This is a genomic window from Enterococcus mundtii, assembly GCF_013394305.1.
GTDB classification, from domain to species: Bacteria; Bacillota; Bacilli; order Lactobacillales; family Enterococcaceae; genus Enterococcus_B; species Enterococcus_B pernyi.
Genome location: NZ_AP019810.1, coordinates 2,370,001 through 2,387,932, shown reverse-complemented (window position 1 = coordinate 2,387,932; position 17,932 = coordinate 2,370,001). Strand labels below are relative to the sequence as shown.

Sequence of the window (17,932 nt, the reverse complement as noted above, 5' to 3'; positions counted from 1 at the left end):
AAAACCTCCTTTCCCGTGCGCTCAAAATAAGATACGAAAAAGGAGGATATTTATTTTATTTTTATTTGATCAATGCCGGAACTTCATGAAGTGAAGAAACAATCGCTGTTGTCTTAGCGGCTAATTCATCAGAAGGCGCTAGTAAATCTGGCACCATGATTACTGGGATTCCTGCACCATACGCCGCTAGTACCCCATTTTGTGAATCTTCTAATATCAATGTCTCCGCTTTTTCAGTACCTAATAACGCCTGGGCATGTAAAAAGATTTCTGGATCTGGTTTTGCACGTTTGACATTTTCAGCTGAGACGATCATATCAAAACGATGACGTAGATTATTTTTTTCTAGCAACAGTTCAATGACATGTCGCTGATTACTTGATGCGACTACTTTTGGGATATCTTTTTCTTCCAAAAAGTTCAAGAATTCTAAAACACCTGATTTTAATTTAACTTGACCTAAAGCAAAACGATCAAGCGTTTCTTGATAGGAATCGTCGATAAATTTTTGGACAGTTTCTCGACCAAAGTTTGCAAAAATAGTATGGTAGTTCGCCCAAACTTCTTCATCAGAAACGCCTAAAAATCGCAAGTAAAGATCTTTGTCATAGGGAAACCCCATCCGATCGGCTACTGTTTGGGATGCCTCATAATAAACGATCTCTGTATCAAATAATAAGCCATCCATATCAAAAATCACTGCATTAACTTTCATTTTTTCCTCCCAACTGTACAAGCAAACGTCGCACTTCCGAAATAAAATAGAGTGAACCTGTCACTACAAGAACATCCTCAGCCGTCATCTTCTCCAAGATCTCTGCAAGCCCAAATTGCCACATTGAAACAATCGTAACTTTCTCATCACTCGTTGCTTGGATATCCGACAGCTCAATGGCTTTAGGATAATCAAAAGTAGTGACGTAGATTGTTGCATCTGGTACTTCTTGTAATTGGTGTAACATTTTATCAACCTCTTTTGTTCGTAAAGCAGAGAACAAAAGATGGATATGATAGCCTTTGAATTCTTGTTTAAGATTTTGGACTAAACGTGCCATCGCATGGGTATTATGCGCCCCATCTAAAATCACTAAGGGTTCTTCACTTAATCGTTCCATACGTCCTGGCCATTGCGCCTTTTTCAAGCCATTGATCACGTCTTTTTCACGGAATGGAAGATTCATCATTCCACAATAGATTTGATACATTTCAATCGCCATACCAGCATTTTCAACTTGATGTTTCCCGATCATATGGATCGTCAACTTAGGGATTTTGCCAAATTCATTTTGGAATGAAAAAATTTCGCCCCACTCTTCTGCCGGATGTTTGTAACTGACTGTGTAAGCCTCTCCCCATGCGTGTTGTGTAGCATTTTTTAATTTTGCTTGTTTTTCGATCACTGCCAAGGCTTCAGGTACGATATTTCCAGTGACCAGTGGCACATTTTGCTTGATGATCCCTGCTTTTTGAGCAGCGATTTCTTCGATCGTGTCGCCCAAAATATCTGTATGATCCATACCAATCGTTGTGATACCCGTCAACAAAGGTTTCGCTACGTTTGTTGAGTCGAGTAAACCACCTAATCCCACTTCAATGATCGCGACGTCCACTTGTTCTTCCAAGAAATAATCAAATGCCATAGCAGTCAACGTTTCAAATTCGGTAATACCAGCTACTGCTTCAAATTGATCCATCTGCTCAACTAGCGGTTGATATTTCTTTACTAGTCGAATCAATGATTCATCAGGAATGCCTTGTCCATTGATCGAAATGCGCTCATTGAAGGATTCGATATATGGGGAAGTAAATGTTCCGACTGTCAAGCCGGCTTCTTCTAATAAATATCTTAAATAAGTCACTGTTGAACCTTTGCCATTCGTCCCTGCAATATGGATCGTTTTGACTTTTTCTTCTGGGTGTCCGACTACCTCTAATAAGGCCTCTACTCTGTCTAATCCAGGACGTGAGCCAAATGGTAATCGGCTATGGATCCAATTGATTGCTTCTTCGATTTTCACGTTACTATCCCCCCATTCCTCTTCATTATAACAAAAAAGCTTACGTAGGAAACAATGAAATCCAGAAGAGCTCTTTTTACTTAAAAAAGAGAGGCAACTTCCGTCACCTCTCCCTTTCGTTTTATTTGATTGATTTTAATTGCGCAATACGTTCATTGACAGCTGCTTGTTTTTCTGAATAATCTTTTTCTTTTGCACGCTCTGCTTCAACTACATCATCCGGTGCATTCGATACAAAACGCTCATTACTTAATTTTCCTTGTACACGTTTCACTTCGCCTGTCCATTTTGCTAGTTCTTTTTCTAAACGTTGGATTTCTTCTTCAATGTTGATCAGCCCTTCTAAAGGTAAGAAGATTTCCGCGCCAGTCAAGACCGCTGACATTGCTAGATCCGGTGCAGTTACGTCACTTGAGATCGTCAACTCTTCTGGATTACAGAAGCGCTCGATATAGCTAGTGTTTTCATTTAAGAATTGATCGATCTTCGGATCATTTGTTTTGATCAGTAACGTGATTGGTTTTGATAATGGTGTATTCACTTCAGAACGGATATTACGTACAGAACGAATCAATTCTTTCAGTACTTCCATCCCTTTTGAAGCAGCTTCATCATCGTATTCCGGTTGCACGACTGGATAATCAGCCACTACTAAAGATGTTCCTTTATGAGGGATGTGTTGCCAGATTTCTTCTGTAACAAATGGCATGATCGGATGCAATAAGCGTAAGATCTGATCCAACGTATGGACAAGAATACTACGGTTCGTTTGTTTCGCTACTTCGTCCTCACCGTAAAGTGTTTCTTTACTCATCTCGATGTACCAGTCACAGAAATCATCCCAGATAAAGTTATACAATTGGCGACCAGCCTCACCAAATTCAAATTGTTCAAATAAGTCAGTCACTTTAGCGATTGTTTCATTCAAACGTGTCAAAATCCAACGATCGGCTACAGTCTTCTCACCTGAAAGATCAATATCTTCTACGGTCATCCCTTCAACATTCATGATAACGAAACGAGATGCGTTCCAGATTTTATTGATGAAGTTCCAAGAAGCATCCATTTTTTCGTAACTAAAACGTACGTCTTGTCCTGGTGCTGAACCATTAGATAAGAACCAGCGTAACGCATCAGCACCATATTTTTCAATGACTTCCATTGGGTCGATCCCATTTCCAAGAGATTTACTCATCTTGCGTCCTTGTTCATCACGAATCAATCCATGGATCAGTACATTCTCAAATGGACGACGTTCTGTAAATTCCAAGCTTTGGAAAATCATTCGGCTTACCCAGAAAAAGATGATATCATAGCCTGTTACTAATGTACTTGTTGGGAAGTAACGTTGGTAATCTTCATTGTCTTCGTCAGGCCAGCCCATTGTTGAAAAAGGCCATAGCGCTGAACTGAACCAAGTATCCAACACATCGGGATCTTGTAACCAGTTTTCACTGTCTGCTGGTGCTTCCATGCCCACGTACATTTCACCAGTTTCCTTATGATACCACGCAGGGATCTGATGTCCCCACCATAGTTGACGTGAGATTACCCAGTCATGAACATTTTCCATCCAGCGTAAGAAGGTTTGGTTGAAACGTGGTGGGAAAAACTCAACTGCATCATCAGTTTCTTGATTTTGGATCGCCTTTTCAGCTAAAGGTGCCATTTTTACAAACCATTGTGTTGATAAACGAGGTTCAACAACTACCCCTGTACGCTCAGAATGGCCTACATTGTGGATCATCGTTTCGATCTTGATCAGACGACCAAGTTCTTTTAGATCCGCAACGATCGCTTTACGTGCTGCAAAACGGTCCATTCCTTGATACTTACCTGCTAATTCATTCATCGTGCCATCTTCATTCATGACATTCACTCGTGGGAGGTCATGACGGTTACCGACTTCAAAGTCATTTGGGTCATGTGCGGGCGTGATTTTTACAACCCCTGTTCCAAATTCCATGTCGACATATTCATCTGCTATGATCGGTATTTCTTTATTCACTAGTGGTAAAATGACTTTCTTACCAATCAATGCTTGGTAACGCTCATCTTCTGGGTGAACAGCGATTGCCGTATCACCAAGCATCGTTTCTGGACGGGTCGTTGCGATTTCCACCACACCTGAACCATCAGCCAATTCATAGCTCATATGATAAAAGGCACCTTCGATTTCTTTGTGGATCACTTCGATATCAGAAAGAGCTGTGCGTGCTTGTGGGTCCCAATTGATGATGTATTCGCCACGATAGATCAACTCTTTTTCGTATAGGCTAACGAATACTTTACGAACAGCTTCAGACAAGCCATCATCTAAGGTGAAGCGTTCACGGCTATAATCCAAAGATAAACCCATTTTTGCCCATTGTTCACGGATATGACCGGCATATTCTTCTTTCCATTCCCATACTTGATCAATAAATTTTTCGCGACCTAGATCATAACGAGAAACACCTTGCTCACGTAATTTTTCTTCTACTTTTGCTTGTGTTGCGATCCCTGCATGATCCATCCCTGGTAACCATAACGTATCATAGCCTTGCATTCTTTTTTGACGAATCAACATATCTTGCAATGTTGTATCCCAAGCATGACCTAAATGGAGTTTACCAGTCACATTGGGAGGTGGGATAACGATTGAATAAGGTTTTGCTTTTTTGTCGCCACTAGGTTTGAACAAATCTTCGTCTAACCAGTTTTGATAACGCCCCGCTTCAACTTCTTGCGGATTATACTTTGTCGATAGATTCTTTTCTTCCGTCATACTGTCTTCCTCCTTTGAAATAAAAAAAACGCCCTAAATACTTTCGTATTTAGGACGTATAAATTACGCGGTACCACCTAATTTGTAATAGTTGCCTATTACCTCTCAAAGTGAGTTAACGATCACTACTCGTTCATCTCTACTCGATTCAAGACAAAAACTCCCAAGCTACCTTCACTAGCTTTCGTTAAGAACGTTCCACCATTCGTTCTCTCTCTCTAAACGTCGGACTAGTTACTCCTCTTGATCAACATCTTGACTCATTTTACAATGGTTAGTAGCCAAAGTCAATAAAAGCTCTTGATGAATCGCTGTTCGATTCACATAAAAACGCCACTTTTGCACGATCTTCCCACTTAGTTTTTACTTGGAAGGAAAGACTTGCGAATAATTTTCATCAAAATAGATCAACGTCTGTAGTTCAGTTGTCAGATCGATGTATTGCATATGGACATGTGGCGGAACGTTGACACGATCTGGTGCAAAGTTCAAGATCGCAGTAATGCCTCCTTTGACGATTTCGTCGATGGCTGCTTGTGAATACTTACTTGGCACAGTTGATATCGCCACTTTGATTCCTTCTTTTTCAACGATTTCACTAAAGCGATCCATAGGATAAACCATCACACCTTCGATTTCTTTTCCGACGATGGCTGGATCATTGTCAAATACACAAACAATATTCAAATTTGCATTTCTTCTGAAATTGTTGTGTTTCAATGCTTTTCCTAAATTCCCAAAACCAACTAAAGCGATTCTTTTTTCTTCCTCTGTGTTCAAAATTCGATCAAATACTTCAATCAAATAGGGAACATCGTACCCATAACCGCTTCGTCCTAATTCTCCTAAATGAGAAAAATCTCTGCGGATCGTGGCAGAAGGTACTTGTGTGATCTCACTAAATTCATTTGATTTGATTCGTTGAACACCAGAATCATTCAACATATTTAAATAGCGCAAATATAAAGGCAACCGTTTCGCTGTTGCTTTGGGTAACGTTTCTGATTTTTCTCGCATATCGTTTCTCCTTGTTAATCATTTCACATAATTTTAGTTTAGCATGGAACAAGGAACCTCGCAATAGGAGGAAACTTAACTCCATGAAAAACAAGAAAAATAAGGTACCATCCACAAAATTTAACATACAATTTTCGTGGATGGCGCCTTATTTCTCGAGGCTAAACAATTGTCTCGTCCTCTTTCACGTGTCTACTTCTTGAGTCTGGATCTTTTATTACGAATGATCGACTCGTACAAGAAGTACAAGTTCCTTCGTTTAAAGTAAATCAGAAAATTCTTCTACTTGTTCTTTTGCTGTTTCTGTGTGGATCGTTTCGATCTTTAAGCCTGCCAAAGCACGTTCGATCATCCCATCGATATCCAAACGTTCTTCGTATTGATGCACTTTTTCTAGTCGTGGACGAGTCTTAGGCTGTGGCGGTGCAAAAATCGTGCAGCAGTCTTCAAATGGTTGAATGGACAAATCAAACGTATCGATTTGTTCAGCCACTTCGATGATCTCTAATTTATCCATCGTCGCTACAGGACGAATGATCGGTGTATTCGTGACCTCATTGATTGCCACCATACTTTGGAGTGTTTGGGAAGCCACCTGTCCTAATGATTCACCATTTAAAATCACTAGTCCATGACGAATACGGCGGATCTCATCTGTCAAACGAAGCATCATCCGACGTGTGATCGTCATCCAGTAGCCTTGGGGCACCACTCGTTTGATCTCTTCTTGCACTTCTGTAAACGGTACTTCGATAAATTCGATTTTACCAACATAGGGTGTCAGCTTCACTGTTAAGTCTTTCGCTTTTTGCAAGGCTTGTTCACTCGTGTAAGGTGGACTAGCAAAGTGGACAGCTTCAATTTCTACCCCACGTTTCATGGCATAATAACCGGCAACTGGAGAATCGATCCCTCCAGAAAGCATCAACATACCTTTTCCGCTTGTACCGACAGGCAGACCGCCAGCTCCTTTGATCGTTTCATAGGAAAGATAAGCCCCATCGCGGCGGATTTCCACACGCAACGCAATATCTGGCTTTCTCATTTGTACTTGGATATCCGGAAAAACATCGATGACTGCATTTCCTAATGCTTGGTTTAGTTCATTGCTGTCCAATTCAAAGCTATGATCACTACGTTTTGCAATGATCTTGAATGTTTCTTTTCCTGTATAGATTTCTTGCATGATTTCCTGAACCGCTTGTTTTAAACTTTGTACTTCTTTTTCTACTCGTACGCTAGGTGAAAAGTTTTGGATCCCAAATATCTTCGCTAACTTAGGGATAACTATGTCTCCGTCTACACCATTCAACAGTAGATGCATCCGATCACGCTCTGCGTGGATCTTGATTTCAGGAAAATCGCTCAATGCCTGTCTGACATTTTGTGCCAACTGCATAATAAAACTTCGACGATTTTTTCCTTTTGTTGAAAGTTCACCATAGCGAACCATGATTTCACTGTACTTCACAAAAACACTCCTCTGTTTCTTAATTGATGACTGAAAATTTCTTGTACAACTGTTTAAAGATGATCATGAATTGTTCGACTTCTGCCATCGTATTGCTTTCATCTAAGCTGACGCGAATCGCTGAAGTAGCTAAATCATTGGGTACTTGCATCGCATGCAGCGTACTACTTGCCATGTGCTTTCTAGAAGAACAAGCGCTTGTCGTAGAGACAAATATTTGTTTTTCTTCTAATGCATGGACCAATACCTCACCACGAATACCTTTTAATGAAAAGCACAAAATATGGGGTGCGTAATCTTCACCTTCAGAAAAAATCGTTACTTTATCATACGTATGTAAAGCTTCAATCAATGCTTGTTTAAGATAGGCAGTTTGGTTTGGTTTTTGTGCTTTAATATCTAGAGATAAACGCAGCGCTTTTGCCATCGCGACGATCCCCGGCACATTCTCTGTTCCACTCCGTTGATTTTTCTCTTGTCCGCCTCCAGTGAACAGCGGTGCTAAACGTCGGCCTTTTTTCCAATAAACAAAACCAACACCACGAGGCCCATGGAATTTATGGGCAGAAAAAGTGGCAAAATCCACACGTTCTGTCAACCATTCCTCTAAAGGAACTTTACCAATCGCTTGTACCGCATCCACATGGAAATGGATTTTAGGAAAATCATTTAAAAAACTACTGATTTCTTTGATTGGTTGAATCGCACCTACTTCATTATTCACTGCCATAACGGAAACCAAAATCGTTTCTTTACGTACTAATTTTTTCAACTCATCTACGCGGACGATCCCTCTTTTATCGACAGGAGCAATACTCACTTCGATACCGAGTTTTTTTAACTGCTCAGCTGTTTCACTGACAGCAGGATGTTCAACGCCTGATATGATCATGTGGTTACCGTAGCCTAGTTTTTCAAGCATCGTTCCTTTAAGCACCCAGTTATTTCCTTCTGTTCCACCTGACGTGAAATACACTTCTTCCGGAGACACAGCAATCAGTTCAGCGATTTGTTTTCTCGCTTGTTGTAGCAGACGGTTCGCCTGATTGCCTAAATCGTGTAGACTTGATGGATTCCCGATGATCCGTTGACTTGTTTTGACATACGTATCCAAACTTTGCGGATAGATCGGTGTTGTCGCACTATTATCGAAATATATCATATTTAAACCTTCTTTTTTTGAAATTCTTACCTATTATAACGGTTGTCCCTTGTGCTTTCAAGTGGCGTTTTCTCCGAGTTGGACTCTATAAAAAATCGCTCGAATCAATGTATTCCCTGCCCAACAGTTACTCATCAATGACTTCCAAAAAAAGACAACACTCGGCACTTGCCTGTGTTGTCTTTTTTGATCGCAGGATTATACTAAATCAGGATGATTGAAGTAAAAATCTTCGATTCGTTTGAATGCACCTGGTTCTGTGCGCTCTAATGCTGTGCCGATCTCATCCAAAGCCTCTTGATAGTGATATTCTTTATTGAATAAGTAATAACTCTTTTCAATGGCTTCTTTCACTTCTTCATGTGTGTGACGGTAACGGTTCGCATATTGCAACATTTGTTCGGTTAATGCTGCTGCATCGACTAGATCGTGGGTTTTCTTATCGAGTAACTCTAGATCTTCTTCACATAATGCTACAAGACGTTCGACCTCATCCATGTTGACTCTGATTTTATTCAACACAGTACTCAATTCTTCGATACGTTCTGTTGCCACAAAGAAAAACTCTAGATAATCATTTGGCAAACCTGGTAAACGTTGTTTTTCAACAAACCGTTTAAGACTGCGCAATTTAAATTCGAATGTGTCGATTTTTTCTTGCGCTTCTTTTTCACCTTTTCTTAGTTCGTGTAAAGAATCGCTGATTTCAACCTGTTGGTTTTCAATATCTTCTAATACTTTGAAGACTTTCTTATAGAACGTTCTTACTTCTGAGTAAGGCACTTCATGTTGTTGTAACTGTGGTTTGATTTGTTCGTTTTGACGTTCGATTTCTTCCACTTCTGTTTGGAAACCACGTACACGCCCGATTTCGTTATGGTTCAATGTATAACTTTGAGCGGTATGATCTAATTCGATCAATAATTGACGATTGTTTTTCGTCGCATGTTTGATATATTGTTCGATCGTTGCTTGATTTTTAGTCACAAATACTTGTGCTTCCATCTCACGTTCTAAAATATCGTATAATGCATCGATCAGATTAGCCGTTTCACGATTTTCAAATTCAACAGTTTCAACTTCCGTTTTCTCAATATTGATCAACGAACGTTCGATTCGACGATTGATCGTTTCGATATCGCCAGACAGGCTTTCTTCTGGAAAAACATACTCCTCTTTGATTAAGCGGTCATAGGTCTCTTGAATCTCTTCCACTTGCGCCGGGAAAGTCGTATTCAAATCTTCAAATAATGGCGGGATTTTTTTCATTAACGCATCCACTTCATACGTGTGTTTTTCCGCTTTATCCAGCACTTCACGGGCTTCAACTGGATCACCTGAAGTATTTAACGTAACAAATTGTGTAAACTCATTTTCAATCGTTTTCACTTGCTTTTGTAACTCAGGTAAAGCTGGACCGTATTGCTGTTCTTCTTCTCGGATCGTTGCTTTTAGTTCCTCATAAACGTCTAAAGCTTGTTGAACAGCTAAGGAATTACGTTCTTCTGTTTCACGCAATTCTTTTAAGCCGTCACGAATCTCCGCAACTTCTTTTTCCATTTGGTTCATGGTTGCTTCGGCTTCTTCTACTGCTTTTTTCCCTTTTAAGAATCTAAAGCTCTCGTTGAGATTTTCAACTTCAAAGATCTGACTTTCTAACTCGGCAAATGATGAGGTAGAGATGTCATTCCATTTTTGACTCCATTCACGAAAGGTATTTTGGCTTTGCCCCACTAGATGCATTTTTTTGACATCGTCAACTTCTTCAATCACAGGCAAGTCGAATAATTCTTCCTTGCGTTTTTCTAAGACGTCCAATCGATCTTGGTTTTTTTTCTTCATTACGTAACTAACCAAAAAAGCCAGAATGGCGACTATAATGATTGCAATGACGATCCCGATGATAACATTATTTCCCATTTAAGGTTCCTCCGTTTTCAATATGCATCTACTGTCTCTATTTGTTTGTGATCAGACGAATCTGATTTGCATAACATTGTAAATACGTCTTTCGTGCAAAAAGACATCTATTTTATATTATAACATACTATGTTCAGTCATACACTACCTACATAAAAAATCTTTTTTGCTATCTTTCTACCAACTAAAATGAGAAGACCTTATCAAAGACTCGTTGAAGAATTTTCTTCGGCAAACTTTACTCGCTCTGCCTTCTTCATTTGTTCATTGATTTCCTTTGCGATCCTTTCTTCAGGTGCATAATCCTTTTGCCAATTGTTTGGCTTCAATACTTTGTTTGTAACAGGATCGTAGTGAGGTTTTCCATCTGGAAACAGTTTTCCCATATTCGCTTGATGGACAATATCAAAAATCCTCGTAGGATCAACGCCCAGCAAAGAAAAAGAGCCATACGTAAAATAAAGCAAATCAGTCAGCGCATCTACTTGCTCAACGAGACTTTCCTCTCCCCAATTTTGTTTTGTGAGAATCTTTTTTTCTGCTTGATCAAGTGCATCATGCAAATATTGGACGGAATCATGCAATTTTTTTGCATCACCGTCACTGGCTGCTGCCACAAATTCAACTAACTCTTCGATTTTAAAACCCGCTCGGTCATCGGCATGTTTTTTTGTAAATGCAGTGGGTCGCTCTGGTATTCTTGGATCGAACGTCCGATGGAATCGTTCTACTTTTTGATAAGGTGTTTCTGGCTCCATAACGATTTTAGTCCTCCTAACTGACACACATTCAATCAACTATCCCAAAATGCTTCAAACCTATATAAATACCATCCGCTTCATTCGAAGCCGTGACAAAATCAGCTTGCTGCTTCACACCAGTTGGCGCATTGCCCATTGCAACACCAATTCCAACTCCTTTTAGCATTTCAACATCATTGTAATGATCGCCAAACGCCATGATTTCGGACAATGCAATTCCTTTATTTGTCGCAAATTGTTGGATTCCTAACAATTTGGACCCTCCTTTAGGAATAATATCGACCGTATAAGGATTGGAACGTTGGAACGAACACTCTGGGAATCGTTGGTCAAGCTTTTCTTGCTCAGATGTTTGGCTCAATAAAATACATTGATAAATCGGCTCGTTTAAGATTGCTAATGTTTCATATCGTTTTCGTTGCCGATGGGGACTGAACACTTGCAAGATTTTTTTCAATAGACGTACAGGGAATTTTTTGGGTAAGTGATTGACGATTTTTTTGATGATGATCGATTGTCCTAGCATCATTGTCGTTGAACCATCTAGTTGATCTCGCCCACCAAAAATGATTTGTCGGTGATGGGCATCCGAAAAGTGGACGATATCCGCTAATACTGTTTTATCAAAAGGATGGTCGACGATCGTTTGATCACGGTCAAAGACTAATTGACCATTATAGACGACGAACATGTCTAGTTCAAGTTCATCGATCACTTCTTTGATTCTTACAGGGCTGCGCCCAGTGGCAACACCGCATAATATGCCCTTTTTTTGTAGTTGATCAATCGCATATTTAGTTGAAGCCAACGCTTTTGCTTGGTTGTTGACTAATGTGCCATCGATATCAAAAAAAACTGCTTTGATCATGTCGTTCCATCACCTCTTCCGATTATTATTTAGTAAAAATTTCTAGTTGAACAGTTTCATTTCTTATTGGTAAGGCGTGCTTGCTACTTTTTATATAGAGTGGTTACAAAAGCCAGGTCTTCAAAACAAATCGATTTGTTTTGGGTTAAGCTCATCTGGTTCGATCCCTAAGATTTTTTGTAATGCCAAAGCATTTTCAGCCGCATCTCCACCAGAGTTATTATTGAAGATCACCCCAACATGTTTTGTTGCACCGTCTACTTTTTTGATGGCTGCTGCTAATTCCTGTAATTCTTCTTCAGAATAGCGATACAACGTTCTTTTTTTACGCCAATCCTGATCATTTGCTTGCCAACCTTGCTCATTTCTTCCATGAAAACGGAAAAGGGTAAAATCCGTATTTGTCACATAAGGATCGAAAGGAATCGTCGTATTCAATAATTGTGGTTCATCAATGATTGCTAAGGAAAACATTGCACGAGTCATAAACTGTCTCGTGCGTGACAGAAATTGGTCGCTGTACCAAGAATAGTCACGTAACTCAATAGCTACCGGATAGCCATTGAACCATTTTCTTAGTTTTCTTAAATAGGCAACATTTTCTTTGGTGCATTTAAATGAAGCAGGGAATTGAACTAAAAAACAAAAGAGTTTACCTGACTCGCTCATCGGTGCCATCACATCTAAAAAGCGTTCAATCATCTCTTCTTCGGATTGATAATACTTCTGCCAGTCGCCTTGACCACTGATTCCTTGGTAAGCTTTCATCACGAAGCGAAAAGATGCTGGTACTTCATTCACCCACTTCTCCACAGATGACTTTCTTGGTATACCATAATAGGCGGTATCTAATTCGACTAATGAAAGGACACTCGCATAATCGTAAAGAGTATTATTCTTTTTTCCTGTTAATTTTTCATGTTCTTTAAATGAAGTCAAGCCAATTTTGATCACGACGAATCACTTCCATTCGTTTAAATTCATTTTATCTTTGTTCCCAAATTGTTCTGTTTGATTCATTCATAGCAAAACTCTTTTATATAGTATACAATAAGCTAGAAACCCTATGCAAAATTATTCGTGAGGAAGTTCTGAAAATGAAAAAAATTCTTATCTTACACACAGGCGGCACAATCGCCATGAAAGAAAATTCTTTAACAGGTGGTGTGAGTCCAGATGTGGCTAACCCACTATTAGATGCAGAAGTAACGATTCCAGAAAATGTTGATTTGATCATGGAAGATATCTTTAATCTTCCTTCCCCGCACATCATGCCTAAACATATGTTACAACTTAAAGAAAGAATCAATCAAGCCGTTCTTTCTGACATCCAAGGTGTCGTGATCACGCATGGGACAGATACGTTGGAAGAAACAGCATTTTTTCTAGACTCAACGATTGGTGATAAATTACCGATCGTCTTAACAGGAGCGATGCGTTCAAGTAATGAGTTAGGTAGCGATGGTCTATATAATTTTGAAAGTGCGATTCGGGTAGCAAGTTGTGATGAAGCAAAAGACAAAGGTGTTTTGGTCGTGATGAACGATGAGATCCACTCAGCACGCTATGTCACTAAAACCCACACGACTAATGTTGCTACTTTTCGTACTCCTACGTTAGGACCAATCGGTTTGATCACTAAAAATCGTATATTGTTTATGCAAGAATTACTTGAAGCGCAAAGACTAGATATCGCATCAGTCAAAGGAACGATCCCAATCGTCAAAGCCTATGCGGGTATGCAAGGTGATTTATTAGAAGCACTTGCCCATTCGAAAGTCGACGGTCTGGTCATTGAAGCTTTAGGCGCTGGGAACCTGCCTCCGCAGGCATTAACAGCATTAAAGAAACTCTTGATACAAAAAATACCAGTAGTCTTGGTTTCTCGTTGTTTCAACGGAATCGCTGAACCCGTCTATGATTACGAAGGTGGCGGAAAAGAACTCGCAAGTATGGGCGTTATTTTTTGTAATAGTATCAATAGCCAAAAAGCTAGAATAAAACTTTTGATTGCCATTAACGGTGGCTTGTCAGAAGAACAGTTGATCAAATTTATGACACAATAGAAATCAAATTGAGTAATACAGGGCTTGCTCGCCTCTTCATATGGAAAACTCAATAGACGCTACAATCACATCATTGTTAAACGGAGTTCCAAATGAAACTCCTTTGGAAATAAGCGCGAAAAAACCAAAAATTGGAAGAACAATTTTCGGTTTTTCGCGCTTATTTATCGAAGCAAAATATCTCACAATCTTATCTCACTCGATTTATTTTGTTTCTTCATTTTTCTCCCATAAGATATTCGCTGCACAATAAAGTTGCTCTTGCATTCTGATCTCATGTCTCGTTTTTACCTCTGTTCCAGACACCGTTTGTTCATAATGACTCTCGATCTCATTGCCATATTCAACTTCTTTATCAAAACGGATCAACACATGTTTAGGTGTATGTGTTGTCAAAAAATCGTAACCTAAAACATCAATGATCCAGTTGAAGTACATCGCATTGTTCACATGTTGATTGCTGTCAATATCATAAAATCGCACACGATATGGCAACATCAAGCCTGATTCGATTGGCTCGATTTTTTCTTGTCGTTTGATTTTCTTGATTTTTTCACTTTCAAAAGGTGCAATGATTTCTTCATTCACACTACTCATCTTACGGTTCACTAGATCCATCAAAACAAATACTGATTCGATTTCAACTAATTCATTTCCTTCCTCATCATGAATCCAAAAATTACGATAACAAAAGAATTTATTATACTGCATCGCTTGTGTGGTAACATCGATTTTTTCACCGACATGAGGCAAGCGATTGATGTTCATCGAATAGTTCGTGATTACCCAAGTCAAGCCAAAGCTACTGACAAAGTCGGTTCCTCGGCCTAAATGATCACTTTGTTCTTCCGAAGTCTTGATGACCACACCCAGCATGGACGGAAAAGTCATTGTTTTGTTGATATCACATTCATAATAAGATACTTCATGTTTTTTTGTATATTTTTGTGCCAAAAGAAAACCTCCAATTACTTCTTCATTAATATATGATCGACCTGTGTCCCATAACTCTCTCCAAACATATTGAGATGCGCCAACAAGTAATAGAGTTGATAGAGTGGCAAACGACTCTCCCAGCCCTCTTCCAATGGCCAGCTTTCTTGGTAAGCTTCCAGGAATTCAGGACGAAAGCCACCGAACAACTGACTCATCGCAATATCTTGCTCGCGATTCCCATAAGAAACTGCTGGATCGATAAACACTGGTCTTCCTTGCTTATCATAGAAAACATTACCACTCCATAAATCTCCATGCAAGAGGCTAGGCGTAATCTTCCGATGATCGTCACGATTTAGTAGTTCTTTTTTTAACCGTTGATACTCTTTTTCACGTGTTTCATTCCATCGATTGTTTTTCTCCGCTATGTCGATTTGAGCCTCCAAGCGATTTTTGAAAAAGAAGGTCCACCAATCTTCTTCAAATGTATTGAGCTGTGATAAACTCCCTAGATAATTGTCCTTGCGAAAACCAAACTGTGGTGCAGTTGAACGATGGATTTTTACTAAGTCTTTTGCCAGTTCTCGAGGATCACCTTTCCCTGGTTCGATCCATTCCATCAATAGATAGGCACCTTCATTTGTTTCGCCTAACATATAAGTTTCAGGTACTCGTACATGTGGTGCAAGCTCTTTCAGACCATCCACTTCTGCTTCAAAAAAGCGTTTGGTCACATGAGGATGGATTTTTAGAAAATAGGATTTTTGCTGTTCATCAATTCGATAGTTTTGATTCACATCTCCCCCAGTAATCGGTATCACTTTACCACTCAAACGAATCTCTGTTAACACTTCTTGGATATCCATTTTCACTCCTCCTTGCTATTTCACAAGATCGATGATTAATCGATCAAGTACGCCCGCAACAACTCCTATATCATTTTAAAGTATAACACAGGTATTTATAAAATCCTGAAATCAAGAAATCAACAAAAAACAGATACAGAAAACTATCAAGTCTCTGTATCTGTTTTGATTGATATTGAAATTAAGCTAATGCCCCCATTGGGTCCCAAGGAGCTAATAAAATTGGTTCAGCATTAAATGCGGCTAGCTGTTCTTCCGTCAATAAATCTTTGCGGACAACGATTTGATACGTATATTCATCCATCCACTCGTCACTCATCACAAAGAATCCTTTATCTCCGACTTTTTCTCCCCAGCTATTTTCGACTTTCCATTTCGTTGATTTTCCATCAACTAAATCGACACCAGTCAAGACCATCGCGTGAGTCATCAAACTTTCGCCATGATCCAAACGCTCCGCTTTCGTCATAGAAAAATCTAAATCAAATAATTCATCCATCTCATAAACGTCTGTTGCCATGATGCCGCTATCTCTTGTAGAAGATTGACCAACATCACACCCAAACCACACAGATTCTCCTTGTTCCAATTGAGCAATCGCTAAATTTTTGAACGTTGTCATATCGACATTAAGATATTTGACTTCTTTTCCTCCCACAACATTCCCTAACATTTCAACCGTATAAGAGCGATCATACGGTTTGTCTGCGGTCGGTGCATTGATGATACTTACATAATCATCCAAATTTACACCTATATATTTATCGTAAAACATTTGTGGAGTCAATTGTTGATCGATATGGTAATTTTTTTCTTCATCTCGATACTCAAAATCAAATTCAGTTGGTGGCGTACCTAAAGAAGTTGTTAGAAATTGATAGATCCCAGCTAACATCTTTTCTTTTTCTACTTGGATCTCTTCATTTGTTTTTCCTTCTGCCACTAATTGACGTAGTTTAACGGCGTCTTTACGCAATAATTTATTTAAGTAGTTATTCAAATCACGAGAATTTGAGCTATTCGCGCTTTCTGGCATCACTGATTTTGGTACGACACCATATTTTTGGAATAATGATACGATCATATCCCATTGTCCACCATCTTGTTGGGGAACAGCCAGTAAAAAAGCGACTTTACGACTGTCTAATGCTTCATTACCAGTTGCAAGAATATTTTCATAAAAATAGTTTGCTTTCTCGTATTTATCCCAAAAGAAAGTATAATTTTGTGATAATTCAAATTCCTTTAAGTGGAATTGATTCAACAATTTGTGACGGAATGTATTCAACGCCGCAAACATCCAGCAACGGCCAGATTGTTTTTGGTTTGAGACTTTTCCAGTCGCTAGATCTACAGAAAATACCGGGGTGTTTTTTGTATGTGAAGCAATATTTTCTGCTGAAGCTGTGATCCCATTCTTTACAACAGCATTTTGTAAGGCTTGTTGCTTTTTATTCGTTTGAAATTGATCGGCAAATTTTTTTGTCATATCTGGTGTAATTGCGTTCATTTAATCATCCTTCCCGATTGAAAATATATCTCCATTTTACTCTTTAACCCTTTGAATTACAACGTGCTATTCTGAAAATTCAGAACAATCATGCGATTCAATCTGCGTATTTCCATTGAAAAACAAAAAAAGTCTAGGAGAACTCTCCTAGACTTTTTGTATTACTCCGGCAGTAGGACTCGAACCTACGACATCATGATTAACAGTCATGCGCTACTACCAACTGAGCTATGCCGGAATCAAATTACATAAATATAATATCAATTTTCAACATATAACGCAATACTTTTTTTCAATTTTTCAAATAATCACTAATTAACCATCGTTATTTTATATTTGTGAAAAACAACTCAATTTCTTTTAAAGGTCGTCTGTTCATAGAGAAAAGTTATTGACAAATGACTATAAATTAGTTATCCTATTTACGTAGTAAAAATGCCGCTTTAGCTCAGCTGGTAGAGCGCTTCCATGGTAAGGAAGAGGTCGACGGTTCAAGCCCGTCAAGTGGCTTTGTAGAGGTTGTGACAGAAGTGTCCAACTCCGAGAAATAAGCAGAGAACCCAAAAAAAT

General features: G+C 39.1%; 14 protein-coding genes, 2 tRNA genes and 1 other annotated feature. Of the genes, 2 read left to right on the top strand and 14 right to left on the bottom strand.

Annotated elements, in window-relative coordinates; all coding sequences use genetic code 11:
• Window positions 1-61 precede the first annotated feature (61 nt).
• The 10 genes from HZ311_RS11360 to HZ311_RS11315 form a co-directional block, all read right to left on the bottom strand.
• Complete coding sequence (locus HZ311_RS11360; protein ID WP_010736078.1) at window positions 62-715, bottom strand: HAD family hydrolase; 654 nt, start codon at window positions 713-715, stop codon at window positions 62-64.
• Window positions 705-2,018 carry a bifunctional folylpolyglutamate synthase/dihydrofolate synthase gene (locus HZ311_RS11355; protein WP_010736079.1) on the bottom strand — a complete coding sequence of 438 codons (1,314 nt, stop codon included), beginning with the start codon at window positions 2,016-2,018 and terminating at the stop codon, window positions 705-707. Before HZ311_RS11355 ends, HZ311_RS11360 begins: the two co-directional genes overlap by 11 nt.
• A 121-nt stretch (window positions 2,019-2,139) precedes the next feature.
• Window positions 2,140-4,785, bottom strand: a complete 2,646-nt coding sequence (locus tag HZ311_RS11350; protein ID WP_023519258.1) for a valine--tRNA ligase — start codon at window positions 4,783-4,785, stop codon at window positions 2,140-2,142.
• 47 nt (window positions 4,786-4,832) lie between these two features.
• Window positions 4,833-5,045: a binding site (T-box leader), on the bottom strand.
• Between the two features lie 103 nt (window positions 5,046-5,148).
• Window positions 5,149-5,802, bottom strand: coding sequence for a redox-sensing transcriptional repressor Rex (locus HZ311_RS11345; protein WP_010736081.1), 654 nt, complete (start codon window positions 5,800-5,802; stop codon window positions 5,149-5,151).
• 259 nt (window positions 5,803-6,061) lie between these two features.
• Window positions 6,062-7,273 carry a tRNA uracil 4-sulfurtransferase ThiI gene (thiI, locus tag HZ311_RS11340; RefSeq protein ID WP_010736082.1) on the bottom strand — a complete coding sequence of 404 codons (1,212 nt, stop codon included), beginning with the start codon at window positions 7,271-7,273 and terminating at the stop codon, window positions 6,062-6,064.
• Window positions 7,274-7,292: 19 nt separating this feature from the next.
• Window positions 7,293-8,435, bottom strand: a complete 1,143-nt coding sequence (locus tag HZ311_RS11335) for a cysteine desulfurase family protein (protein ID WP_010736083.1) — start codon at window positions 8,433-8,435, stop codon at window positions 7,293-7,295.
• A gap of 198 nt (window positions 8,436-8,633) precedes the next feature.
• Window positions 8,634-10,355 carry a septation ring formation regulator EzrA gene (locus HZ311_RS11330; protein ID WP_023519257.1) on the bottom strand — a complete coding sequence of 574 codons (1,722 nt, stop codon included), beginning with the start codon at window positions 10,353-10,355 and terminating at the stop codon, window positions 8,634-8,636.
• A gap of 203 nt (window positions 10,356-10,558) precedes the next feature.
• The gene (locus HZ311_RS11325; RefSeq protein WP_023519256.1) at window positions 10,559-11,113 is read right to left on the bottom strand and encodes a pyrophosphohydrolase domain-containing protein; all 555 of its coding nucleotides are present in this window, start codon (window positions 11,111-11,113) and stop codon (window positions 10,559-10,561) included.
• A gap of 31 nt (window positions 11,114-11,144) precedes the next feature.
• Window positions 11,145-11,984, bottom strand: coding sequence for a Cof-type HAD-IIB family hydrolase (locus HZ311_RS11320; protein WP_010736086.1), 840 nt, complete (start codon window positions 11,982-11,984; stop codon window positions 11,145-11,147).
• Window positions 11,985-12,104: 120 nt separating this feature from the next.
• Entirely contained in the window at window positions 12,105-12,938 is an 834-nt protein-coding gene (locus HZ311_RS11315; protein WP_023519255.1) for a DUF72 domain-containing protein, read from the bottom strand.
• A gap of 143 nt (window positions 12,939-13,081) precedes the next feature.
• Between HZ311_RS11315 and HZ311_RS11310 the strand changes: the two genes are divergently transcribed.
• Window positions 13,082-14,050, top strand: a complete 969-nt coding sequence (locus HZ311_RS11310; RefSeq protein WP_010736088.1) for an asparaginase — start codon at window positions 13,082-13,084, stop codon at window positions 14,048-14,050.
• A gap of 204 nt (window positions 14,051-14,254) precedes the next feature.
• On the opposite strand, the gene HZ311_RS11305 is transcribed toward HZ311_RS11310, so the two are convergent.
• The 4 genes from HZ311_RS11305 to HZ311_RS11290 all read right to left on the bottom strand — a co-directional run bounded on the left by HZ311_RS11305 (window position 14,255) and on the right by HZ311_RS11290 (window position 17,600).
• On the bottom strand, window positions 14,255-15,004 hold the full coding sequence (locus HZ311_RS11305; RefSeq protein ID WP_010736089.1) for an acyl-ACP thioesterase domain-containing protein: 750 nt from the start codon (window positions 15,002-15,004) through the stop codon (window positions 14,255-14,257).
• A gap of 14 nt (window positions 15,005-15,018) precedes the next feature.
• Window positions 15,019-15,852, bottom strand: coding sequence for a fructosamine kinase family protein (locus tag HZ311_RS11300; protein WP_023519253.1), 834 nt, complete (start codon window positions 15,850-15,852; stop codon window positions 15,019-15,021).
• A gap of 181 nt (window positions 15,853-16,033) precedes the next feature.
• Window positions 16,034-17,362: a C1 family peptidase gene (locus HZ311_RS11295; protein WP_023519252.1), complete on the bottom strand. Its 1,329-nt coding sequence runs from the start codon at window positions 17,360-17,362 to the stop codon at window positions 16,034-16,036.
• 164 nt (window positions 17,363-17,526) lie between these two features.
• Window positions 17,527-17,600: transfer RNA gene (locus tag HZ311_RS11290), tRNA-Asn, on the bottom strand.
• Window positions 17,601-17,799: 199 nt separating this feature from the next.
• Between HZ311_RS11290 and HZ311_RS11285 the strand changes: the two genes are divergently transcribed.
• Window positions 17,800-17,872: transfer RNA gene (locus HZ311_RS11285), tRNA-Thr, on the top strand.
• The last annotated feature ends 60 nt before the right edge of the window (window positions 17,873-17,932 follow it).

Coding starts and splice junctions, on each gene's coding strand:
- HZ311_RS11360 (WP_010736078.1), bottom strand. CDS start 715: ATGAAAGTTAATGCAGTGATTTTTGATATGGATGGCTTATTATTTGAT.
- HZ311_RS11350 (WP_023519258.1), bottom strand. CDS start 4,785: ATGACGGAAGAAAAGAATCTATCGACAAAGTATAATCCGCAAGAAGTT.
- HZ311_RS11345 (WP_010736081.1), bottom strand. CDS start 5,802: ATGCGAGAAAAATCAGAAACGTTACCCAAAGCAACAGCGAAACGGTTG.
- HZ311_RS11335 (WP_010736083.1), bottom strand. CDS start 8,435: ATGATATATTTCGATAATAGTGCGACAACACCGATCTATCCGCAAAGT.
- HZ311_RS11330 (WP_023519257.1), bottom strand. CDS start 10,355: ATGGGAAATAATGTTATCATCGGGATCGTCATTGCAATCATTATAGTC.
- HZ311_RS11325 (WP_023519256.1), bottom strand. CDS start 11,113: ATGGAGCCAGAAACACCTTATCAAAAAGTAGAACGATTCCATCGGACG.
- HZ311_RS11320 (WP_010736086.1), bottom strand. CDS start 11,984: ATGATCAAAGCAGTTTTTTTTGATATCGATGGCACATTAGTCAACAAC.
- HZ311_RS11310 (WP_010736088.1), top strand. CDS start 13,082: ATGAAAAAAATTCTTATCTTACACACAGGCGGCACAATCGCCATGAAA.
- HZ311_RS11300 (WP_023519253.1), bottom strand. CDS start 15,852: ATGGATATCCAAGAAGTGTTAACAGAGATTCGTTTGAGTGGTAAAGTG.
- HZ311_RS11295 (WP_023519252.1), bottom strand. CDS start 17,362: ATGAACGCAATTACACCAGATATGACAAAAAAATTTGCCGATCAATTT.